The sequence below is a fragment of the Pseudomonas agarici genome (assembly GCF_900109755.1).
In the GTDB taxonomy this organism is placed as follows: Bacteria; Pseudomonadota; Gammaproteobacteria; order Pseudomonadales; family Pseudomonadaceae; genus Aquipseudomonas; species Aquipseudomonas agarici.
On the sequence record NZ_FOAR01000036.1, the window covers coordinates 19,805 to 41,096 of the forward strand.

Annotated in this window: 20 protein-coding genes and 1 pseudogene; 7 read left to right on the top strand and 14 right to left on the bottom strand. The window is 57.1% G+C overall.

Features of this window, described 5'->3' with window-relative positions; all coding sequences use genetic code 11:
• Positions 1-11 precede the first annotated feature (11 nt).
• From aauS to BMX68_RS23255, 9 genes are all read right to left on the bottom strand, one after another.
• Positions 12-1,913 (bottom strand): two-component sensor histidine kinase AauS, encoded by a 1,902-nt coding sequence (gene aauS / locus BMX68_RS23215; protein WP_017131286.1) that lies wholly within the window; start codon positions 1,911-1,913, stop codon positions 12-14.
• 170 nt (positions 1,914-2,083) lie between these two features.
• The gene (locus BMX68_RS23220) at positions 2,084-2,818 is read right to left on the bottom strand and encodes an amino acid ABC transporter ATP-binding protein (protein ID WP_017131287.1); all 735 of its coding nucleotides are present in this window, start codon (positions 2,816-2,818) and stop codon (positions 2,084-2,086) included.
• On the bottom strand, positions 2,815-3,486 hold the full coding sequence (locus tag BMX68_RS23225; RefSeq protein WP_017131288.1) for an amino acid ABC transporter permease: 672 nt from the start codon (positions 3,484-3,486) through the stop codon (positions 2,815-2,817). Before BMX68_RS23225 ends, BMX68_RS23220 begins: the two co-directional genes overlap by 4 nt.
• On the bottom strand, positions 3,486-4,232 hold the full coding sequence (locus tag BMX68_RS23230) for an amino acid ABC transporter permease (protein ID WP_017131289.1): 747 nt from the start codon (positions 4,230-4,232) through the stop codon (positions 3,486-3,488). Before BMX68_RS23230 ends, BMX68_RS23225 begins: the two co-directional genes overlap by 1 nt.
• Positions 4,233-4,433: 201 nt before the next feature.
• Positions 4,434-5,366, bottom strand: a complete 933-nt coding sequence (locus BMX68_RS23235; RefSeq protein ID WP_017131290.1) for a glutamate/aspartate ABC transporter substrate-binding protein — start codon at positions 5,364-5,366, stop codon at positions 4,434-4,436.
• 316 nt (positions 5,367-5,682) lie between these two features.
• On the bottom strand, positions 5,683-7,227 hold the full coding sequence (gene glpD, locus BMX68_RS23240; RefSeq protein ID WP_017131291.1) for a glycerol-3-phosphate dehydrogenase: 1,545 nt from the start codon (positions 7,225-7,227) through the stop codon (positions 5,683-5,685).
• A 309-nt stretch (positions 7,228-7,536) separates the two neighbouring features.
• Positions 7,537-8,292, bottom strand: coding sequence for a DeoR/GlpR family transcriptional regulator (locus BMX68_RS23245; RefSeq protein ID WP_017131292.1), 756 nt, complete (start codon positions 8,290-8,292; stop codon positions 7,537-7,539).
• A gap of 184 nt (positions 8,293-8,476) precedes the next feature.
• A complete protein-coding gene (glpK, locus tag BMX68_RS23250; RefSeq protein WP_017131293.1) occupies positions 8,477-9,982 on the bottom strand; it encodes a glycerol kinase GlpK in 1,506 nt (501 codons plus the stop codon).
• Between the two features lie 78 nt (positions 9,983-10,060).
• Positions 10,061-10,909 (bottom strand): MIP/aquaporin family protein, encoded by an 849-nt coding sequence (locus tag BMX68_RS23255; protein WP_060782756.1) that lies wholly within the window; start codon positions 10,907-10,909, stop codon positions 10,061-10,063.
• A gap of 359 nt (positions 10,910-11,268) precedes the next feature.
• On the opposite strand from BMX68_RS23255, the gene ybaK reads away from it, so the two are divergent.
• The 4 genes and pseudogenes from ybaK to BMX68_RS26525 all read left to right on the top strand — a co-directional run bounded on the left by ybaK (position 11,269) and on the right by BMX68_RS26525 (position 15,852).
• Positions 11,269-11,739 carry a Cys-tRNA(Pro) deacylase gene (ybaK, locus tag BMX68_RS23260; protein ID WP_074862671.1) on the top strand — a complete coding sequence of 157 codons (471 nt, stop codon included), beginning with the start codon at positions 11,269-11,271 and terminating at the stop codon, positions 11,737-11,739.
• Between the two features lie 63 nt (positions 11,740-11,802).
• The gene (locus tag BMX68_RS23265; protein WP_017131295.1) at positions 11,803-12,585 is read left to right on the top strand and encodes a PhzF family phenazine biosynthesis protein; all 783 of its coding nucleotides are present in this window, start codon (positions 11,803-11,805) and stop codon (positions 12,583-12,585) included.
• Positions 12,586-12,847: 262 nt separating this feature from the next.
• A pseudogene (locus BMX68_RS26520) lies at positions 12,848-14,245 on the top strand (amino acid adenylation domain-containing protein); the annotation flags it as partial.
• Between the two features lie 392 nt (positions 14,246-14,637).
• Entirely contained in the window at positions 14,638-15,852 is a 1,215-nt protein-coding gene (locus BMX68_RS26525) for a thioester reductase domain-containing protein (RefSeq protein WP_248672792.1), read from the top strand.
• Here BMX68_RS26525 and BMX68_RS23275 read toward each other — a convergent pair.
• Positions 15,837-16,886: an ABC transporter ATP-binding protein gene (locus BMX68_RS23275; RefSeq protein ID WP_017131296.1), complete on the bottom strand. Its 1,050-nt coding sequence runs from the start codon at positions 16,884-16,886 to the stop codon at positions 15,837-15,839. The two genes, BMX68_RS26525 and BMX68_RS23275, sit on opposite strands and share 16 nt — an antisense overlap.
• Complete coding sequence (gene argF, locus BMX68_RS23280) at positions 16,883-17,803, bottom strand: ornithine carbamoyltransferase (protein ID WP_026013099.1); 921 nt, start codon at positions 17,801-17,803, stop codon at positions 16,883-16,885. Before argF ends, BMX68_RS23275 begins: the two co-directional genes overlap by 4 nt.
• Before the next feature lie 424 nt (positions 17,804-18,227).
• On the opposite strand from argF, the gene plzR reads away from it, so the two are divergent.
• Both plzR and grxD read left to right on the top strand, forming a co-directional pair.
• The gene (gene plzR / locus BMX68_RS23285; RefSeq protein WP_017131298.1) at positions 18,228-18,518 is read left to right on the top strand and encodes a PlzR type 4 pili assembly inhibitor; all 291 of its coding nucleotides are present in this window, start codon (positions 18,228-18,230) and stop codon (positions 18,516-18,518) included.
• A gap of 162 nt (positions 18,519-18,680) precedes the next feature.
• Entirely contained in the window at positions 18,681-19,019 is a 339-nt protein-coding gene (gene grxD / locus BMX68_RS23290; RefSeq protein ID WP_017131299.1) for a Grx4 family monothiol glutaredoxin, read from the top strand.
• Positions 19,020-19,111: 92 nt separating this feature from the next.
• On the opposite strand, the gene bfr is transcribed toward grxD, so the two are convergent.
• Together bfr and BMX68_RS23300 are read right to left on the bottom strand one after the other, a co-directional pair.
• Positions 19,112-19,585, bottom strand: a complete 474-nt coding sequence (gene bfr / locus BMX68_RS23295) for a bacterioferritin (RefSeq protein ID WP_017131300.1) — start codon at positions 19,583-19,585, stop codon at positions 19,112-19,114.
• Between the two features lie 201 nt (positions 19,586-19,786).
• Entirely contained in the window at positions 19,787-20,005 is a 219-nt protein-coding gene (locus BMX68_RS23300; protein ID WP_017131301.1) for a bacterioferritin-associated ferredoxin, read from the bottom strand.
• A gap of 298 nt (positions 20,006-20,303) precedes the next feature.
• On the opposite strand from BMX68_RS23300, the gene BMX68_RS23305 reads away from it, so the two are divergent.
• Positions 20,304-20,906 (top strand): peroxiredoxin, encoded by a 603-nt coding sequence (locus BMX68_RS23305; protein WP_017131302.1) that lies wholly within the window; start codon positions 20,304-20,306, stop codon positions 20,904-20,906.
• 131 nt (positions 20,907-21,037) lie between these two features.
• On the opposite strand, the gene BMX68_RS23310 is transcribed toward BMX68_RS23305, so the two are convergent.
• Positions 21,038-21,292, bottom strand: a 255-nt coding sequence (locus BMX68_RS23310) for a transposase (RefSeq protein WP_143063348.1), incomplete at its 5' end; no start/stop codon positions are given.

Genomic DNA, 21,292 nt, shown 5'->3' on the forward strand with positions numbered 1-21,292 from the left:
CAGATCGTTGTTCATATCGGCTCGGCCTTGGTAGGGTTGACCTGCGGTAAATGGAGGACGAAAGCGGTACCGCCGGTGGCCGGGTGTTCCACTCCCAGTTGGCCGCCAGCGGCTGCGGCGAGGCTCGCGGAAAGGGTCAGCCCCAGCCCTAGGCCCTGTTCCCCGGGCTTGGTGGTGAAGAAGGGTTCGAACAGGTGCTTGCGTGCCTTAAGCTCAATGCCATGCCCGTTGTCGCGCACTAGCAGGCGATACTTGTCTTCGACGAAGTCACCCTCCAGCCACAGCTTCGGCAGCGGCTGGGCCTGCATGGCATCCAGGGCATTGCCAATCAGGTTGACCAGGATCTGTTCCAGGCGCGTCTGGTCGATCGCCAACTGAACATCGTCATAGTTGCGATGGCTTTCCAGGTGCAAAGCTTCGATACGACTATTGAGGACCTGCAGCGCCGCCTCGATGGCCTTGCCCAGGCTCGCTTCGCCCTTGTCATCGCCACGCCGGGCGAAGGAGCGCAGGCTGGCGGTAATACGACCCATGCGATCGATCAGCTCGTTGATGGTTCGCAGGTTGGTACTGGCTGTCTCCAATTCACCGCGTTCGAGGAAGCGCACGGTATTGCCAGACAGGGTGCGCAATGCCGCCAACGGCTGGTTCAGTTCATGAGCGATGCTGGTGGACATTTGGCCGATGGCGGCCAGTTTGCCGGCCTGAACCAGTTCGTCCTGGGCTCGGCGCAGGGTTTCCTCGGCCTGGCGCCGTTCGCGGATCTGATCCTTGAGGCGCTCGTTGCTGGCTCGTAGGTCGACGGTACGCTCGGTGATTCTGCGTTCCAGTTGGTTGTTGGCTTCCTGTAAGGCTTCGCGAGCGGCCCACCGGGTCGCGATCACTTTGCGTCGCTCATTCCAGGCGATCAGTAGGAACGCTACCAGGGCGAACGCCACGGCCACCAGGCTGCCTTGGTTGGCTGCCTCCCGGCGCAGATCCTGCAACGGTGTCAGCAGGGTGAAATGCCAGGGGGTATCGGCGAGGCCACGGGTCTGGGCCAGGTAGCTGACATTGTCGCCTTCCTTGGCCACCTCGCTGTTGGCGGGGAAGGTCAGAGTCTCTACCCCTTCGGCCAGGCGCTCGCGGGCCAGTGGCTGCAGTTCGTTTAGCGGCCACCAGTAGTATTGCAGGCTGCGGGCCAGGCGTTCTTTGATCTCTGGGGTCAGCGGTCGCACCGATTTGAGGCGCCGGGTCGGGTCGCTGGAGAGAATGATGATGCCGTTCTCGTCGCTGACGAAGGCTTCCAGTCGCGCCCGCTTCCAACGTTCTTCCAGGGCTTCGAGGCGGACCTTGATCACCGCCACACCGATGATCTTGCCTTGATCCTCAAGCCCGTGGGCCAGGTAGTAGCCCGGTTCGCCGAGGGTACTGCCGATGCCGTAGAAGCGTCCAGGTTGGCCACGCACGGCGTCCTGAAAGTAGGCGCGGAACGACAGGTCTTCGCCCAGGTAGCTGTCGGCCTCGCGCCAGTTACTGGTGGCGAGGACCCGGCCCGTAGTGTCCAGAACATAGATAGCGCGGCTGCGGCTGCGGCGATTCAGGCCTTCGAGGTATTCGTTGACGGTCTGGCGGTGCTCGGCGTCGGGGTCCTTGAGCAGGGCCGAGACGCTGGATTCGAGCTCCAGCAGGCTGGGCAAATAGGTGTACTTGCTGATCTCGCTCTCGACGGTACGCGCATGCAGTTCCAAGGCCCGTTCACCGCTCTCGCTGAGGGTGCGAATGCCGTAGTGTTCGCTGATGCGATAGCCGGCATAACCCAGGCCGATCATCAGCAGGATGACCAGGGGCGGCAGGAATAGGTGGCGAATCAGGCGAGGTTTCACGGCGAGTGATGGCGGCGTCGAGCGATAGGAATTAGGGTCGCATTTCATCACAGGTGCCTTGGGTCAACCAGATCGTCTTTCTTGTGGAAACAATGATCGGGATGTACGCATAACCTGTAGCCGCGCCGATTACGTGGAGGTCAGGCCTCCACGTAATCGGCGCTGCCACAATGTCCGCTCTCATACAGCTATGGCGTTGTGGTGGGAGCGGTGTCGTTTCAGTGCTGCAGGATTTTTTCGAGGAAGTGCTGCGCACGGTCGGAGCGGGCGCTGATATCGCCGAAGAACTCGTCCTTGTTGCAGTCTTCGATGATCTTGCCCTGGTCCATGAAGATCACGCGGCTGGCGACCTTGCGGGCAAAACCCATTTCATGGGTCACGCACATCATGGTCATGCCTTCTTGGGCTAGTTGGACCATCACGTCGAGCACTTCGTTGACCATTTCTGGGTCAAGCGCCGAAGTCGGTTCGTCGAAGAGCATGACGATCGGGTCCATCGCCAGTGCCCGGGCAATTGCCACGCGCTGCTGCTGGCCACCGGAGAGTTGGCCGGGGTGCTTGTGAGCATGAGCCGACAGGCCGACGCGCTCGAGCAGTTGCAGGCCCTTCTGGGTCGCTTCTGCCTTGCTGCGGCCCAGGACCTTGATCTGTGCGATGGTCAGGTTCTCGGTGATGGTCAGGTGCGGGAACAGCTCGAAGTGCTGGAACACCATGCCCACCCGCGAACGCAACTGTGGCAGGTTGGTCTTAGGGTCGGCGATGGAAATGCCGTCGACCACGATGTCGCCTTTCTGAAAGGGTTCCAAGGCATTCACGCACTTGATCAGGGTCGACTTGCCGGAGCCCGAGGGGCCGCAAACCACCACCACTTCACCTTTTTTGACTTGGGTGCTGCAGTCGGTCAGCACTTGGAAGTCGCCATACCACTTGTTGATGTTCTTGATAGAGATCATACGGCAAACCTTTTTTGCAGACGCTTGACCAGCAGCGAGGCGGCAAAGCTGATTGTGAAGTAGACCAGACCGGCGAAGATCAGGAACTCATTGGAACGACCGACGATATCGCCGCTCGAGCGCGAGGCGTTGAGGAAATCCACCAGGCCCACGGTATAGACCAGCGAGGTGTCCTGGAACAGGATAATGCTCTGCTGCAGCAGCAATGGGGTCATCTTGCGGAACGCCTGGGGCAGGATGATCAGGCGCATGGTCTGGCCATAGCCCATGCCCAGCGCCTGGGCGGCACCCATCTGGCCCTTGGGGATCGACTGCACGCCGGCCCGGACGATTTCGCAGAAGTACGCCGCTTCAAACATCATGAAGGCCACGATACAGGAGGTGAACGCACCGATCGGCGTGTCTTCGCCCGTGATCCAGCGCAACACGAAGGGGACCGCCAGGTAAAACCAGGTGATCACCAGCAGCAGCGGGATTGAACGGAAATAGTTGACATAGGCCCCGGCGATCCGCGACAGCAGCTTGCTGTGGGACAGACGCATCAATGCCAGGATGGTGCCGATGATGATCCCGCCGACGACGCCGAGGATCATCAGTTGCAAGGTCATCAGCATGCCGTTCCACAGGCCGGGAACGGCCGGAACGATGTCACTGAAGTCGAATTCCATTATTTACCCCCCACGGAGATCAGGCCGGGCACCGAGACTTTCTTCTCTACGAGGCGCATGAGCAACATCAGGCTCATGTTCAGGGTGAAGTAGATCAGCGTCGCCAGGGTGAAGGCTTCGAACAGGTTGGCGGAGAATTCGGCGGTCTGCTTGGTTTGTGCGAGCAGCTCCATCAGGCCGATCAGCGAGGCAACCGAGGAGTTCTTGAAAACGTTGAGGAATTCTGAGGTGAGCGGTGGAATGATGATGCGATAGGCTTGAGGCAGTAGCACGTTCCAGTAGATCGGCAGCAGCTTGAAGCCCATGGCGCGGGCAGCCGCCTCCTGGCCGCGTGGCAATGCCTGGATCCCGGTACGCACTTGTTCGCAAACCCGCGCGGCGGTGAACAGGCCGAGGCAGACGACGACGCTGAGGTAGGCCGAGGTAGTCGGGTCCAGGTCCTGCTTGTACCAATCCTGCAAGTTTTGCGGCAGCAGGTCGGGTACCAGGAAGTACCAGATGAACAGCTGGACCAGCAATGGCACGTTGCGAAACAATTCCACATAGCAGGTCGCGATGCCAGCTATCAGGCGATTGGGTACGGTCCGCATCACGCCGAGTAGCGAACCCAGGATCAATGCAATGATCCAGGCCACGACGGCGATCGCGATGGTCCAGCCTAGTCCGGAGATGAACCAGTCGAGATAAGTCTCGCTGCCCACGCCGGTGGACTTGAAGAACACGCCCCAGTCCCAGTTGTAATTCATTCGGGTCTCCCCTCGGATTCGATCGGTGTACGAGCACGTGCTTCCCGGGACTCCGCCCCGCCTAACGACGTTGGTTAGGCACACGCGCACCGCTCGCGGTCCGAGTGTTGTTCCATGTAATCAATAAGAAGCCAGTACAGCAAGTGGTCAACAGACCTTCAGGGCTGCCGAGACTGCCCTGAAGGTAAGGTTAGTCGCGACTTAGATTTTTACTTCAGGTGCCGGCTTATCGGTCGGATTGGCGATCAATTCCTTGACCTTGTCGCTCATCGGGAAGTTCAGGTTCAGACCTTTCGGTGGGATCGGGCTTTCGAACCATTTGCTGTAGATCTTATTGATTTCGCCGGATTTGTAGGTGGCGATGATGGCGTCATCGACCGCTTTCTTGAAGGCAGGGTCGTCCTTGCGAACCATGCAACCGTAGACTTCATAAGACTGTGGGGTGCCGGTGATCACCCAATCATCCGGTTTCTTGGCCTTGGCTTCTTCGCCCGCCAGCAACGCATCGTCCATCATGAAGGCTACGGCGCGGCCGCTTTCCAGCATCTGGAAGGATTCGCCGTGGTCTTTTGCGGAGATGATGTTCATGCCCATCTGCTTGTCGGCGTTCATCGCTTTAATGATGCGCTCGGAGGTGGTGCCAGCAGTGGTTACCACGTTCTTGCCTTTCAGGTCGGCGAAGTCGTTATAGGACGGCTTGCCATCTTTATCTTTCTTGACCAGCAGACGGGTGCCGATTTCGAAGATGTTAGTCGAGAAGGCGACTTGCAGGGCGCGTTCGGCGTTGTTGGTGGTGGAGCCGCACTCAACATCAACGGTGCCGTTCTGTACCAGCGGAATACGGGTTTGGGAGGTGATCAGGTTGTACTTGATCTTAAGTTCGCCCTCCTTCATGCCCAGGTCCTTTTCAACGCCCTTCACGATGGCCAGTTGAATGTCATGGGAGTAGCCCACGGGTTTGCCGGAAGCATCGGCGAAGTAGGAGAACGGAATGGAGCTGTCACGATGACCGAGGGTGATGGTGCCGGACTCTTTGATCTTCTTCAGAGTGCCGGTCAGTTCGGCGGCGAAAACTGGAGTGCTGATCAGAGCAGCAGCGATTGCTGCGCCCAGGATATGGGGAACGATGCGCATCAGATAATGTCCTCGGAATTGTTTTTTTATGGAGCCGTTCAACCGACTCTTGGAAACCTCGAACGGTTCGGTCGGCTCAAGGCAGACAGAACATTCGCTCAGGAGTGTAGAGCATGAGTCGTGCCAGGCCAGGATAAATGACTTTAGATATTGATTTTAAAGGAATTTAATTTAAAGCCTGGGCCGGGAGCCGAGAATGCTTGTCCGGTAAGCCGAATACTGGCCAATGATGGCATTCGGAAAACCGAACGTCGATTCCATCAACCGCTTGCCCGGTGACGGGAGGAAAGCCCCTCGGGGGAGGGGCTTGAGGGGTTCACGCGGCTTCGATCTTGCTGCGATCGTGTCCAATCTTGTCGAGGTAGTCCTGCAGCTGCTGTTGTTCCGCCGGACTGGTGAGCAGGCCTAGCTTGCTGCGGCGCCAGAGAATGTCCTGGGCGGTGGTTGCCCATTCGTCACTGCACAGATAATCCACCTCACGGGTGTACAGGCCGCCACCGAGGTGTTCGCCCAGCTCGCTCAGGTTTTGCACGCCTTCCAGCAGGCGCCAGGCCCGGTTGCCGTAGCTGGTGGCCCAGCGGCGGGCGATGTCGCTGGGCAGCCAATCGAAACGGCGGCGTATCTCTTGCGCCAGCGCCAGCGGTGTGCTCATCTGTTCACCGCCGGGCAGCGTCGAAGTGGCGGTCCAGCTCGGGCGCATCTGTGTGAAGAATGGCGATAGTTGCGCCATCACCGACTCGGCCAGCTTACGGTAGGTGGTCAGCTTGCCGCCAAATACCGACAGCAGCGGTGCTTCGTCGTCATTGCCGGACAGGGCCAGGGTGTAGTCGCGAGTCACCGCCGAAGGGTTGTCGGATTCGTCATTGCACAGTGGCCGGACACCGGAGTAGCTGTGCAGAATATCGTCGCGGACCAGTTGTTTCTTGAAGTGCGCGTTGACCACCTTGAGCAGGTAATCGGTTTCCGCCTCGGTGATCGTGACCTTGGCCGGATCGCCCTGGTATTCACGGTCGGTGGTGCCGATCAGGGTAAAACGGTCCAAGTACGGAATGGTGAACACGATGCGCTGGTCTTCGTTCTGTAGGATGTGCGCATGTTCGCCTTCGTATAACCGTGGCACGATCAAGTGGCTGCCCTGGATCAGGCGGATACCGTAGGGCGAGTCCAGCTTCAGGTCATCCTTGATGAATTTGGCGACCCACGGGCCGGCCGCATTCACCAGGGCCTTGGCCTGGATCGAGAAGCGGGTGTCATCGGCGCGTTCCATCTCCAGATGCCACTGGCCCTTGCTGCGGCGGGCGCTGACGCAACGGGTGCGGGTATGGATATGGGCTCCTTGCTCCCGCGCAGCCATGGCGTTGAGCACGACCAGGCGGGCGTCATCGACCCAACAGTCGGAATATTCGAAACCCTTGCTGATTTCGGCCTTGAGCGGGCTGTCGGCGCCGAATCTCAAACTACGGGAACCGGCGAGTTTTTCGCGCTTGCTCAGGTGATCATAAAGAAACAGGCCGGCACGAATCATCCAGGCCGGACGCAGGTGCGGGCGGTGCGGCAGGATAAACCGCATCGGTTTGACGATATGCGGCGCTTTGGCGAGCAACACTTCGCGTTCGGCCAGTGCTTCGCGCACCAGGCGGAACTCATAGTGCTCCAGATAGCGCAGGCCACCGTGGATCAGCTTGCTGCTGGCTGACGACGTGTGACTGGCGAGGTCGTCCTTTTCGCAAAGGAACACCGAAAGACCGCGACCGGCTGCGTCCGCGGCAATCCCCACGCCGTTGATGCCACCGCCAATGACGGCGATGTCATAGCGCTCGGCAAGAGGAGGGGGGGTGGCAGGCAAGGTGCTGGGGGTCATCGGTGAGCCTCGCGGTGTTGATCTCATATTTGAATCTGAACATGAATGTTCATTTTCGAAAATAATAGCGGATAAAATCCCTTGAGACCACTCAAGTCCGATTGAAAAAATTGATCAGGATAGGACGAAAGGAAAATTATCGAACATTGTGGAGCGATTGGCAGTGAGAGCAGAGACGGTGATGAGGCAGCTTGCTCCCGCCGGAGCCCTATGCGGTCCCACAACCCTGTGATCAGTGAAACCCGTTGGCTGATTTTATGGCTGCTGTGCAGGCAAGCTCCTTCGCCACGGAGGGGAACCCGCTAAAGCTCAGACCACTTCCAGGCGGATTTTGTGTTGGCTGAGCAGTTGTGCCAGCGCCGGGGCTGGAGACTGGTCGGTCACCAGGCAGTCGATCAGGGTGATCGGCCCCAGGCGGACCATGGCGTTGCGGCCAAACTTGCTGGAGTCGGCGGCCAATATGACCTGGCGGGCATTGGCGATGATCGCCTGGGAAACCCGCACTTCCTGATAGTCGAAATCCAGCAGGCTACCGTCCTCATCAATGCCGCTGATGCCGACGAGGGCGAAGTCGACCTTGAATTGGTTGATGAAGTCGACGGCAGCGTGGCCCACCACACCGCCGTCGCGACGGACGTTGCCGCCGGCCAATTGCACTTCGAAATCGTCCTTGGCGCTGAGGATCGAGGCCACATGCAGGTTGTTGGTGATGATCTTCAACTGATTGTGGTTGAGCAGGGCACGGGCGATGGATTCGGTGGTGGTGCCGATATTGATGAACAGCGAGGCGTGATCGGGGATCTGCGCGGCGATGGACTCGGCGATACGCTGTTTTTCATCGCGCATCTGGTCGGCGCGCATGGCGTAGGCGGTGTTCTCCACGCTCGAATCGTAGGCGGCGCCACCGTGGTAGCGGCGCAACAGATTGGCGTCCGCCAACTGGTTGATATCGCGACGGATGGTTTGTGGGGTCACGACAAATAACTGAGCCAGTTCCTCGATGCTGACATAGCTGCGTTCGCGGACCAGTTCGAGGATTTGCTGCTGGCGGGGAGGCAGATTCATGGGGCGTCCTTTTGGGCGGCCGTATAAATTCTTCCATCATGCCGCAGGAAGAACCTGTCTGCTACTTGCGCGGCCAATGAATCGTGCAGGTGCGCTGGCGGTGTCGTCAAGCGGGCGAGTGCCTGAGGGGCGGGCAGCGAATTGGTGGGAGCCGGGTAGTCGGCTCCGCCCGTGGAGGTTTGGCTTAATGGCTGCCTTCGTGCGGCTCCCAGTCGCGGGTACGGCTCACGGCTTTTTTCCAGCCGTCGTAGAGTTTTTCCTTCTCGATGTCGGCCAGTTGCGGCTCGAATTCCCGCTCGATCACCGCCTTATCGCGCAATTCCTCCAGGCTACCCCAGAAGCCGCACGCCAGGCCTGCCAGGTAGGCGGCGCCGAGCGCGGTGGTTTCGCGCATTTGCGGGCGCTCGACGTGGGTGCCGAGGATATCGGCCTGGAATTGCATCAGGAAGTTGTTCGCCACCGCGCCTCCGTCCACGCGCAACGCCTTTAGGCGTTCGCCCGAATCCTGTTGCATGGCATCCAGCACGTCGCGGGTCTGATAGGCAATCGATTCCAGTGCGGCGCGGATGATGTGGTCGACACGCACGCCACGGGTCAGGCCGAACAAAGCGCCACGGGCATAGGGGTCCCAGTAGGGCGCGCCCAGACCGGTAAAAGCCGGGACCAGGTACACGCCGTTGCTGTCCTTGACCTTATTGGCGAAGTACTCGGTGTCATGGGCATCGTTGATGATCTTCAACTCGTCACGCAGCCATTGCACCGTGGAGCCACCGTTGAACACCGCGCCTTCCAAGGCATACGCCACTTCGCCACGCGGGCCGCAGGCGATGGTGGTGAGCATGCCATGGTTGGATTTCACCGCCTTGGCGCCGGTGTTCATCAACAGGAAGCAGCCGGTGCCATAAGTGTTCTTGGCCTGGCCGGGCTCTACGCACATCTGGCCGAACAGGGCGGCCTGCTGGTCGCCGGCGATCCCGCCGATGGCGATGCCACTCTTGGTATGGCCGTAGATTTGCGAGGACGATTTCACTTGCGGGAGCATTTCTCGGGGAATGTCCAGCAGCTCCAGCATCTTCGTATCCCATTCCAGCGAATGGATGTTGAAGAGTAGGGTGCGCGAGGCGTTGGTGTAGTCGGTGACATGGGTCTTGCCGCCGGTGAATTTCCAGATCAGCCAGCTGTCGACGGTGCCGAACAGCAGCTCGCCATTGCGCGCGCGTTCGCGGCTGCCTTCGACGTGGTCGAGGATCCATTTCAGCTTGGTCCCGGAGAAGTACGGGTCGGTGACCAAGCCCGTGGTTTCGCGGATGTAGCCTTCATGGCCGTCGCGCTTGAGCTGTTGACAGATCTCGGTGCTGCGCCGGCATTGCCAGACGATTGCGTTGTAGATCGGACGGCCGCTGGTCTTATCCCAGACCACGGTGGTTTCACGCTGGTTGGTGATGCCAATGGCGGCGACCTGATCATGGTGCAGGCCGGCTTGTGCCAGGGCTTCGACCAGCACCGCGCTCTGGGTGGCGAAAATTTCCATCGGATCGTGCTCGACCCAACCTGCCTGCGGGTAATGCTGCTGGAATTCACGTTGGGCGGTGCAGACCACGTTGGCATCGCGGTCGAAGATGATTGCCCGGGAGCTGGTCGTACCCTGGTCGAGGGCGACGATGTAGTTCTTATTCTGAAGGTCGGTCATTTTCGATTGCCTTGGACTGAAATAGGGGAAATCGGCTCGCTGGTGCGGCGCCTGTAGGCGCTGGCGTATCAGGGGGTTTCAGGAAGCCTGGACTTTGTTGGCGGTGGTGGTCGGTGCATCCTCTACGGCAGCGGCACGGGGCAGATGGCGGGCGATCATCCCGCGATACAGCGCAGCGCCAAGGCAGGCACCGACAATGGGTGCGAAAATCGGAACCAGGAAATAGGGGATATCGCGTCCGCCAGTTAACGCTATTTCACCCCAGCCGGCGAAGAAGGTCATCAGCTTTGGCGCGAAATCCCGTGCCGGGTTCATTGCGAAGCCGGTCAGCGGGCCCATCGCACTGCCGATCACGGCGATCAGCAGGCCGATCAGCAACGGCGCGAGAGGGCCATTGGGCAAGCCGTTGTCGTCGTCGGTCAGGGACATGATCACCCCCATCAGGATGGCGGTGATGATCACTTCGACCAAGAAGGCCTGGGCGGTGGTCAGGGCCGGATGCGGATAGGTGGTGAACACCGACGCCAGTTCCAGGCTGGCTTGCGAACCACGGATCATATGGTGAGTCTGTTCGAAATCGAAGAAAAGATTGCTGTAAAGTGTATAAACCAACGCGGCGGCACAGAAGGCGCCGCCCATCTGGGCAAGGATATAGAACCCTAGTTTGCGTTTTTCAAAGTCGGCGAACAGGCACAGTGCAATGCTGACGGCTGGATTGAGGTGGGCGCCGGAAACGCCGGCGGTCAGGTAGATCGCCATGCTTACGCCGATCCCCCAAATGATGCTGATTTCCCACAGGCCAAAGCTGGCACCCGCGACTTTGAGCGCGGCAACACAACCTGTACCAAAAAAAATCAATAACGCGGTACCGAGGAATTCGGCGATGCATTGTCCCGACAGCGACGGTTGTTTCAAAGCGGTGGTCATTGGATACCTCGGTTTTTGTTGTTGTCCGGCGCCAATCCCGATGATCGGTGTGATCGTTCACCGACTTGCGGGAGGGCCTATCCGTGAAAGCTGTTTGCTACTGAGCACTGTGGGTGCCGAGTTGTTATTTTCACATTCGAAAAAATATAGACAAGGAACGCTTATGTCAAAGGTCGAAAATGAACTGTCGTCCATATTCTGACCCTTGATTGGATGAATGAGGGATTGTGTCTGTCGGGCAGGCACTGTTTCGGGTATGCCCAGCGGCTTGAAATAGAGGCTTGAGAGTTTGTCATAGGAACTTTTTTTCTCAGGATGGCCTAAAATCCGGGTTCGCCTTCCTATCGTCAGGAACGACCATGACGCCAGCACTGGATTTGCTGAAAAAAGTGCGTGCCGAACATCTCGTGCATAGTTACAAACATGATCCGAAAACTGCGTCCTATGGCTTGGAGGCGGTGGAAAAGCTTGGGCTCGCGCCGGCCCGGGTGTTCAAGACATTGCTGGTCTGCAGCGAAAAGGCCGAATTGCTGGTCGCGGTGGTGCCGGTTGTCACAAGTCTGGATTTGAAGGCGCTGGCTCAAGCGGCGGGGGTCAAGAAAGTCGAAATGGCGGACCCCGCCGTAGCCCAGCGGACCACCGGCTATCTGCTGGGTGGTATCAGCCCGTTGGGGCAGAAGAAGCGCCTGCGGACCTTTATCGACCAGAGTGCACGGTCTTTCGCGAGCATTTTTGTCAGCGCCGGGCGTCGCGGGCTGGAGGTTGAATTGGCACCCGCGGTACTGGCCGAACATACCCAGGCGAAGTTCGCGGATATCGCTCGGACCTGATTGGCGGGTATTGTTCTAGTGGCATCGCCCTTATGGTGTTGGTAAAGACAAGGAAAAGACGTCATGCAGCTTGAATTTCACCAGGTCGACGCTTTCAGCGAGCGCCCCTTCGGTGGTAACCCGGCGATGGTCTATCGGCTCGACGCCTGGCTGGCGGACGAACTGATGCAGAGGATTGCCGCCGAACACAATCTGGCGGAAACCGCGTTTGTGGTTCGGGAAGGGGCGCAATGGCACATTCGCTGGTTTACTCCCACAACCGAAGTTCCGCTCTGCGGTCACGCGACACTGGCCAGTGCCTTGGTGCTGTTCGAGGTCTACGGCGAAACGCTGGAAACCATCGATTTTGTCTGCCAGTCCGGCCCTCTGAGTGTCAGTCGCGGGGGGGACCTGTTATGGCTGGATTTTCCGGTAATCATGCCTGCTGAGATTGAGAGACCCCTGGAGATCGAACGGGCGCTTGGTACGACTGTGGTCGATGTGCTCGGGGCTCATGAGTTGTTTGTGGTGTTGGCCTCGGAGCAGGCGGTGCGTAGATGCACGCCAGATTGGGCGATGGTGGCGAAGCTGCCTTGGCCAGGGGTGATTGTCACCGCGCCAGGTCAGCGGCACGATTTTGTCTCGCGTTATTTTGCCCCTGCCATTGGCATCAACGAGGACCCAGTCACCGGGTCGACCCATTGCGCGCTGATTCCCTACTGGGCGCAACGCCTGGGCAAGACCGGCTTGACGGCTTACCAATGCTCGCCGCGGGGCGGTGAGTTGTTCTGCCGCCTTGAAGGCGATAGGGTGAAGATCGGCGGTCGTGCGGCTCTGGTGGCAAAAGGGCAATTGCTGCTGGGGTAAACGTAATATTGTCTTGCACCGTGCTGCCAGGTGGCAGCACCGGCGAGCTAGGGAAATGTTTCTCCTCTCGTTGGAATAGTAGTCGAGCAGCTTTGGAAGGTTATTCTGCTTTGAAATAAAAGAACAGGTTTAAGTTTCAATAATGTTTTGGCCGCTTTGTCGTTTTTTCACTATAGTCCGCGTGCCCCACGATTCTTTGACCATTCAGCGCAAGATGAAGTTGGGAGGGGAATCGGGAGGGGATTTGACAAAGGGAGTCGTCATGCGTACTGAAACAGTTCTTGACCTATTTTATCGTAGCGTTGAGCAGTGGCCAAACCACATCGCCATACAGGGTGATAACCGCGCAATTACTTATTTTGAACTCGATAGAAAAAGCGATGCGATAGCAGCGTATCTTCGTCGACGAAAAGTTGGTAAGGGCGATTTCATACCCATATTCGGACATCGCTCGATCGATTTGATCATTGCTCAGTTGGGCGTAATGAAGACGTCGGCAAGCTATGTTCCAGTAGATAACAAATACCCGAAAGCCCGGAAATTGAATATTGCCAGCCAGTGTCTCGCTCCTGTTATTCTTGCGACGGAGGCGGTTGATACAGATTGCCTCATGGAAAAAGACGTTGTCGCTGTTTTTGATATTCTGAGCGAAGAAAAACACGATTTGACGGGTGATATTTCTGTCTTTCCCAATGATATTATTTATACCATATTCACCTCCGGTACCACGGGACAGCCGAAAGGTGTCTTGATCGAACATCATTCCCTGGTTAACTTGATAAAATGGCACAATGATCGTTTCATGATGACGCCGCAATCGCGTACAACGCTGATGGCGGGTGTGGGATTTGACGTTTCGCAGTGGGAGATATGGTCTGCCCTCAGCGCTGGTGCAACGATCTATTTATTGGATGAGGCTGTACGTATTTCTACTGCGGCACTGTTGGGGTTTTATAATAAGCACAGTATAACCCATGCTTATATTCCAACAGTCATGATCGGAGAGTTCGTTCGCCAGCCACAGCCAGATAACCAGACGCTCCAGTTTTTGTTCTCCGCCGGGGAAAAACTACACCCGGTCGATGCTGAGCACCTGGCTTTCACGCTGGTTGATTACTATGGACCGACGGAGACGACTATTTATGCGACCTGTCGCATTGTTCGCAATACTGCAGATCCGCAGCTTGCCTCCTCAATAGGATTTCCTGTCGCGGATATGGAAGTGTTTGTACTGGATGACAATCTCGACCCCGTGGCGGATGGCGACACGGGGGAGCTTTTCATTGCCGGAGGTGGTTTGGCGCGGGGTTATCTGGGGCGTCCGGATTTGACGGCAGAGCGTTTCATTACGGTGCCGTCAATGAATCTTCGGGCGTATCGCAGCGGGGACCTGGCCCGTCGGCTTCCAGATGGCAGCATACAGTTTCTCGGGCGTGCAGACGATCAAGTGAAAATCCGCGGCAATCGTGTCGAGTTGGGCGAAATAGAAGTAGCTTTGCTGCGTAGTCCTTGGCTGGTTGCTGCTGTCGTTATGCTTGATGCATTCAGTGAGCTTCAGGGTAAGCGGCTTGTTGCGTTTGTCGTTCCTCGCGATAGAGAAGAAGTCTCTGGCGACTTTACAAGAAAGTTGACGGCGCAGCTGAGAAATGAAGTTCCTGATTATATGATTCCCGCACGATATGTTTTGCTCGATTCAATACCTTATAACGCTAATGGAAAGACAGACAGGAAAGCACTTTATGAGTTGGCATCGGTTCAGCGCGATGACGAGGTTAAAAAGTTTCAGGCCGGCAGCCAGGAAGAATTGCTGATCGCCGAGGTTTGGAGTCGATTCCTGGGGCACTCTGACTTCGGCCTGGATGATAATTTTTTGAGGTTGGAGGGCACTCGCTGCTGGCGATCTTATTACTCACGGAGATTGCCGAACAGCTTGGAGTCAAAACCTACATCAGAGACCTCTATGAGCATGGAACCATTCATGGGCTCGCGGCTGTGCTTGAGGCGCGAAAAGGCAGTCGTTCCGCGCCTCTGGATGGAGAGCCTGTCCATGAGTTGCAGTACGATGTAAGACTGCCACTCAAGTTTGATATTCCTGAAGGCTTCAGTCATGAGCAAATGGAGTGTCCGAGACATATCCTGTTGACTGGCGTAACAGGTTTTGTCGGTATTCATCTTCTCGATGAACTGTTGTCCAGCAGCGAGGCTGAAGTTCATTGTCTCGTCAGAGCGAGTAATCCTGTGCTGGCGCGCAAGCGGATCGAGATGACGGCAGAGCGATATGAAATACATCTGGGTAAAAATATCGAGCGTGTCCGAGTCTATACCGGAGAGTTATCCCATGAGCTGATGGGGCTTGCTGATAGCACTTATAAAATGCTGTCGGAGAAGGTTGACATGATTTATCACTCTGCCAGTTCGGTTAATTTTATCCAGCCTTATTCGTATATGAAGAAGGATAATGTGGAGGGTTTGAAGCAAATTATAGAGTTTGCCGCAAACATGCGCAGCAAGGCACTGATATTGCTATCGACCATATCGGTCTATAGTTGGGGGCATTTGCATACGGGAAAAACGGTGATGTATGAGGCCGATGATATCGACCAGAACCTGCCGGCCGTGGCTACGGATCTTGGTTATGTGCGCAGCAAGTGGGTGATGGAGAAAATTGCCGACCTTGCGGCATCGAAAGGCCTGCCATTGATGACTTTCCGCCTGGGTTACGCAACCTGCCATAGCCGGACGGGGGCCTTCGCGGGTTATCAGTGGTGGGGACGTTTGATCCAGACGTGCATGAACCTCAAGGTGGTCCCCGATCTGAAGGATTTGCGCGAAGGTTTGACCACGGTTGACTATATGGTGAGAGCCATTGGCTGTATTTCTCGAAAACCACAGGCCCTGGGGAAGAAATTCAACCTTATTCCCTCACCTGAGAAAAACCTCACCTTCAAGGATTTTTTCTCAAGGTTGCAAGAGAGTAGCGATCTGGTTTTCGACACCATACCGTTCAAGGACTGGCTCGCTCTTTGGGAGTGGGATCAGAAGGCCCCCCTTTATCCTTTGCTGAGTCTGTTCAAGGATAATATGTTCGATGGCAAGTCCACCGTTGAACTCTACCAGGACACTTACCTGTGGGATTGCTCGAATGTAAGGCAGTTCCTTGAAGGGACTGGCATCGTTGAGCCTGAGTTCGATGCCGCGCTGCTCCAGGTGTATCTGGGGGTGCTAAAAGAGCATTCACGCATGGAGCAGCATCAGCCAGGGGCTTGAAACAGCACCAGGTGTTCGGCGGCAACGCGAATCCCGACATCGTCTCCAGGCAAGTGGTCGGCATGGCTGGGAAAGATCGACTCCAACTGGCTGCCGGTCGCTAACTGTAGGCGATAGAGGGTCGCCGCGCCGAGGAACGTTTTGCCGATGACCCGCGCTTTCAGCGGGCTGTGGGGCGCGTGGACGATGTCGTCCGGTCGTAGCAGTACGTCCACCGCGCCGCCCAGCGGCAAGGCGTAGGCCCGGTTCCCACGCAGCACGCCCAGTTCGGTTTGCACCGACTCCGGGGTGATCAGTTGCCCGCGAATAAAGTAGCCCTGCCCGATAAAGCTGGCGACAAACGGTGTCGCTGGTTCGTGATAGAGATTGTATGGGGTGTCCCACTGCTCCAATCGACCTTCCCTGAACACGCCAACATGGTCGCTGACCGCAAAGGCTTCCTCCTGGTCATGGGTGACCAGGATCGCACTGGTGCCGCGCAGCTTGAGAATTTCGCGGACTTCTTGGCTGAGCTTGCGCCGCAGTTCGCCATCGAGATTGGAGAAGGGTTCGTCGAGCAGCAGCAGTTGTGGTTCCGGAGCCAGTGCGCGGGCCAGAGCTACGCGTTGCTGCTGGCCGCCGGAGAGTTCATGGGGATAACGCTTTCCCAGGCCCTTGAGATTGACCAGCTCCAGCAGTTCTTCGGTGACACGAGCCCGTTGCGGGTGCTTGCGAATGCCGAAGGCAATGTTTTGCGCGACGCTCAGGTGTGGGAACAGCGCGTAGTCCTGGAACACCATGCCGATGCGGCGTTTCTCTGGAGCCAGGGTAAACCCTGCGCTGGAGATGACTTCGCCCGCCAACTGAATCTCGCCTTGGTGGACCGGTTCGAAACCGGCGATGGCGCGCAGCGCAGTCGTCTTGCCACAACCGGAAGCGCCCAGTAGACAGCCGATATCGCCAGCGTTCAGGTGCAGATTGAGGTTCTGCACCACCCGCTGGTCCTGGTAACCGCAGGCGAGGTTGTGCAGATTCAACAGCAGCGGATGACTCATGCCGGGCGGTACGCCGGCTGGACCAGAAACTCCAACAGGGCCTTTTGCGCATGCAGGCGGTTCTCGGCCTGGTCCCAGGCGACCGAACGCGGGTCGTCGAGCAGGTCGAGGCTGATTTCCTCACCACGGTGAGCCGGCAGGCAATGCAGGAACAGTACCTCGGGAGCGGCCAGGTCGAGCAGTTCACGGGTAACTTGCAGTGGCGCGAACAGGGCCAGGCGCTTGGCGGTTTCCTCCTCCTGGCCCATGGAGGTCCAGACGTCGGTGCTGACCAGGTGCGAACCACGTACCGCCTCGCGCGGATCGCGAACTAGCCGCACCCGCTCGCCGGCCAGGACCAGCAGTGCCGGGCTGGGCTCATAGCCCTCGGGGCAACTGATGCGCAGTTGGAAGTCGAACTGGATCGCTGCTTCGATATAGCTGTTGCACATGTTGTTGCCGTCGCCGATCCAGGTCACGGTCTTGCCCTGGATCGAGCCGCGATGTTCGAAGAAGGTCTGCATGTCTGCCAGCAACTGACAGGGATGCAGGTCGTCGGACAGGCCATTGATCACCGGTACGCGAGAGTTGGCGGCGAATTCGGTCAGGGTGCTGTGCTTGAAGGTGCGTAGCATGACGACGTCGAGCATGCTCGACAGGACGATGGCGCTGTCGCCGATAGGCTCGCCACGGCCCAGTTGGGTGTCGCGTGGCGAGAGGAAGATCGCCTGGCCGCCGAGCTGGATCATGCCGGATTCGAACGATACACGGGTACGGGTCGAGGACTTCTCGAAAATCATGCCGAGAATCCGACCCTTGAGTGGCTCGAACAATACGCCGCGATCACGCAGGTCCTTCAGCTCGACGCCTCGACGAATCACGCTGACCAGCTCTTTGGGCGTGCAATCCATCAGGGAGAGAAAGTGCCTTGCGCTCATCATTAAGTACCTTTTGCAACAGACCGCAGATGCTCAAAGCCGGGTTTTTCGGAAAAACGGGCGAGACCTGCGGCGTAAGCCGCACGGGGCGACGAAATAGGGGAAGACGCGATCGTATAAGAAAATGTCGCGTGTTACCAATAGGAGACTTTGTTTTGGCACGTCAAAGCGAGGGAATTAAGTTGTTCCCGTCGGTTTTCACGTCTGTCCAAGCTCGTTTCCATCCTCACAATCGATGCACTTTTACACTGGCGCGACGGCGCTTGGCAATTGAAGACGGCGGCTACAAGCGGCTTGCGGTGGTTTTCTGCATCTGGCTCGGGCGGTTGTCTGCGGCATCATGCTTCAGCTAAAAGCAGAAACATTTCCTAAACTATGCGCCTAGGTTATAAAGGTATCATTGCAGACACGCAGAGGCTTTGGAATGGAATCGAAAGAACAGCAACTCATGGAGTTGCTAAGATTGACCGCCCAGGCGCTGACGCATATGACCGCTTCGGTGACCTCGATGTCTTTCGAATTGTTACGTAGCGAAGATGAAGCCACCCGTGCAGCCGGGCGGCGGATGATCCACCGCATGGGCACCATCAGTTCTGGCCTCGACGAGCATTGGCGCCTGATCGGTGAGCTGACCGGCGTACATGTCGGCCAGGAGCGGAGCGAAACCGTCCAGGAAATCCAACTACAACCTGCCCCCAGGCTCCCTCTGGCCTGAAGCCCATCGACTCACCAGACAGTGCGGCCGTGTCGCGGAGCACGGCACTCTGAGTCCGCTGCGACAGGCCGTCTGCGGGGAGACCGAGCACCACGCTCGGCTTTCCGATACAATGCGTGACCGTGCCGACAACTGAGTCGGAAAGTTTAGCCGAGGTGTTCCATGGATATCATCGAAACGATTAAAGAGCAGATTGCCAACAACACCATTCTGCTTTACATGAAAGGCTCGCCGAATGCCCCACAATGTGGCTTCTCCTCGAAAGCCGCTCAAGCTGTCATGGGCTGTGGCGAGAAGTTCGCCTACGTAGACATTCTGCAGAACCCGGAAATTCGCGCCAACCTGCCCAAGTACGCCAACTGGCCCACCTTTCCACAGCTGTGGGTCGGCGGTGAGCTGGTCGGTGGTAGCGACATCATGACTGAGATGTACGCCAACGGTGAGCTGCAGACGCTGATCAAGAATGCTGCCGAAAAAGCCGCTGCCAAGACCGAAGCCTGATTTCGGATGACCCTGGACGGCGTTCAACGTTGCCCAGGGATAAAAAAGCCTCGCCTCTTCATCGAAGGGCGGGGCTTTTTATTTTGGACGAGTTATTCGTCGCCCATCTGCGATTGCAAATAGTTTTCAATACCGACTTTATCGATCAGGCCCAGTTGGGTTTCCAGCCAGTCGATATGTTCCTCTTCGGATTCGAGAATATCTTCCAGCAGTTCGCGGCTGCCGAAGTCTCCGCTCTTTTCGCAATGGGCAATCGCTTCTTTCAGATCCTTGTGGCCTGTTCTTTCAATTTTCAGGTCGCACTCGAGCATTTCCTTGGTGTTCTCGCCGATATGCAGCTTGCCCAGGTCCTGCACGTTCGGCAGGCCTTCGAGGAACAGGATGCGCTTGATCAGCTTGTCCGCGTGTTTCATCTCGTCGATGGACTCGTGGTACTCGTGCTTGCCCAGCTTGTTCAGACCCCAATCCTCGTACATACGGGCATGCAAGAAGTATTGGTTGATCGCGACCAGCTCATTGGCGAGGATCTTGTTGAGATGCTGGATGACTGATTTGTCGCCTTTCATGATGGGGTCCTGCCCTGTAATAGCTGTGTATAAGGCAGAGTTTGATCCCGACAACTTCGAGAGTCAAACCTAAGTTATTGAATAATATATGAAAATTAATCGGAATAAGAATGTTTGTGTTCCGCGTCTTGGTGCTAAGCGATTGAATTACAGGCATAAAAAAACCGGACACTGAGTCCGGTTACTTACAATCGTCGTATTTTACCCTGCTGAAAATTCTACCGCGTAGGGCAGTGCAGCCTGGCTGCTTTGCAGCTCGGTCAGGGTTTCGCGTACCACTTGCTTGGCCAGGCACGCACATTTGCCACATTGACCGGCAACACCGGTCGCCTGGCGCACTTCGCGGTAGCTGCAGCAACCCTCGAAGATCGCCTCGCGGATTTGTCCGTCGGTGACGCCGGCGCAAAGGCAGACATACATAAGATGAGAACCGTCGCTGGTTAGGGTTCAATTGCCATGGATCTTAATGTTAACGAGAATGATTGTCAAAGCTGTCTGTGTAAAATCTTTGTCCGTTGCATGGTTGGCTGACGAACGGGAAGTGGCGCCCGGCAATGGGTAGCGGGGGCGAGTTTGTAAAAACCGTTTAGGAGCGTCAAAAAACGCGGTGTATGATGGTCGATTCCAAGGAAACGAGATCGCGTCACAGGCTTGTCGCTTAAGGCTGGCAGGCTAGGCGCGATCTTGTTCTGAACGTTACTACACCAGGAGATATCCAATGAGCGTACTCGTAGGCAAACAAGCCCCGGACTTCACCGTCCCGGCTGTATTGGGCAATGGCGAAATCGTCGACAGCTTCACCCTGTCCTCGGCCATCAAAGGCAAATACGGCCTGGTGTTCTTCTATCCGCTGGACTTCACCTTCGTCTGCCCGTCCGAGCTGATTGCCCTGGACCATCGCATGGAGGATTTCAAAGAGCGTAACGTTGAAGTGGTTGCCGTTTCCATCGACTCGCACTTCACCCACAACGCCTGGCGCAACACTGCCATCAATGATGGCGGCATCGGCAAGGTCAAATACACCATGGCTGCCGACATGAAGCACGAAATCGCCAAGGCCTACGACGTTGAGTCCGAGGGCGGCGTGGCTTTCCGTGGCGCGTTCCTGATCGACGACAAGGGCGTGGTCCGTTCGCAGATCATCAACGACCTGCCGCTGGGCCGTAACATGGAAGAGCTGATTCGTCTGGTTGATGCGCTGCAATTCCACGAAGAGCACGGTGAAGTCTGCCCGGCCAACTGGAAAAAAGGCGACAAGGGCATGAACGCTTCGCCAGCAGGCGTGGCTGCTTACCTGACCGAGAACGCCAGCAAGTTGTAAGTTGTTGTTCTACGAACAAAAAACCGGCCTTGAGCAGACTGTGTGAAAACACACTAATGGTGGTTCCAGCAAACGCCCCGACTTGTTCGGGGCGTTTGCTTTTGTGCTCACAGCAGACGAAAAAAGGCTTTTCAGCCCATCAACGCCATCAACTGACGTGCGCCAAGCACGTTAATCGCTCTTTTCAGGTTGTAGGCGTTCACCGCCAGGGCCATTTCAGCCCTCGTGCCCTCAAGCTGTCGCAGTAAGAAGCGAGCGTTGCCAAATAACCACTGTTTAAGGTTGCCGAAGGGATGCTCGACGATGGATCTTCGGCTGACCATCATTTCGGGGTGCGCCTGCATTCGCTGTTCCATCCGCTCGAAAGCCTTTTCGTGCAGGTGGCG

Bases quoted from the DNA above. Each gene is read 5' to 3' on its own strand.
- BMX68_RS23235 (WP_017131290.1), bottom strand. From the start codon at position 5,366: ATGCGCATCGTTCCCCATATCCTGGGCGCAGCAATCGCTGCTGCTCTG.
- BMX68_RS23305 (WP_017131302.1), top strand. From the start codon at position 20,304: ATGAGCGTACTCGTAGGCAAACAAGCCCCGGACTTCACCGTCCCGGCT.
- BMX68_RS23255 (WP_060782756.1), bottom strand. From the start codon at position 10,909: ATGACCACCGCTTTGAAACAACCGTCGCTGTCGGGACAATGCATCGCC.
- argF (WP_026013099.1), bottom strand. From the start codon at position 17,803: ATGAGCGCAAGGCACTTTCTCTCCCTGATGGATTGCACGCCCAAAGAG.
- BMX68_RS23275 (WP_017131296.1), bottom strand. From the start codon at position 16,886: ATGAGTCATCCGCTGCTGTTGAATCTGCACAACCTCGCCTGCGGTTAC.
- BMX68_RS23220 (WP_017131287.1), bottom strand. From the start codon at position 2,818: ATGATCTCTATCAAGAACATCAACAAGTGGTATGGCGACTTCCAAGTG.
- BMX68_RS23225 (WP_017131288.1), bottom strand. From the start codon at position 3,486: ATGGAATTCGACTTCAGTGACATCGTTCCGGCCGTTCCCGGCCTGTGG.
- BMX68_RS23245 (WP_017131292.1), bottom strand. From the start codon at position 8,292: ATGAATCTGCCTCCCCGCCAGCAGCAAATCCTCGAACTGGTCCGCGAA.
- BMX68_RS23230 (WP_017131289.1), bottom strand. From the start codon at position 4,232: ATGAATTACAACTGGGACTGGGGCGTGTTCTTCAAGTCCACCGGCGTG.
- BMX68_RS23300 (WP_017131301.1), bottom strand. From the start codon at position 20,005: ATGTATGTCTGCCTTTGCGCCGGCGTCACCGACGGACAAATCCGCGAG.
- glpD (WP_017131291.1), bottom strand. From the start codon at position 7,227: ATGACCCCCAGCACCTTGCCTGCCACCCCCCCTCCTCTTGCCGAGCGC.
- bfr (WP_017131300.1), bottom strand. From the start codon at position 19,585: ATGAAAGGCGACAAATCAGTCATCCAGCATCTCAACAAGATCCTCGCC.
- ybaK (WP_074862671.1), top strand. From the start codon at position 11,269: ATGACGCCAGCACTGGATTTGCTGAAAAAAGTGCGTGCCGAACATCTC.
- grxD (WP_017131299.1), top strand. From the start codon at position 18,681: ATGGATATCATCGAAACGATTAAAGAGCAGATTGCCAACAACACCATT.
- aauS (WP_017131286.1), bottom strand. From the start codon at position 1,913: ATGAAATGCGACCCTAATTCCTATCGCTCGACGCCGCCATCACTCGCC.
- plzR (WP_017131298.1), top strand. From the start codon at position 18,228: ATGGAATCGAAAGAACAGCAACTCATGGAGTTGCTAAGATTGACCGCC.
- glpK (WP_017131293.1), bottom strand. From the start codon at position 9,982: ATGACCGACCTTCAGAATAAGAACTACATCGTCGCCCTCGACCAGGGT.
- BMX68_RS23265 (WP_017131295.1), top strand. From the start codon at position 11,803: ATGCAGCTTGAATTTCACCAGGTCGACGCTTTCAGCGAGCGCCCCTTC.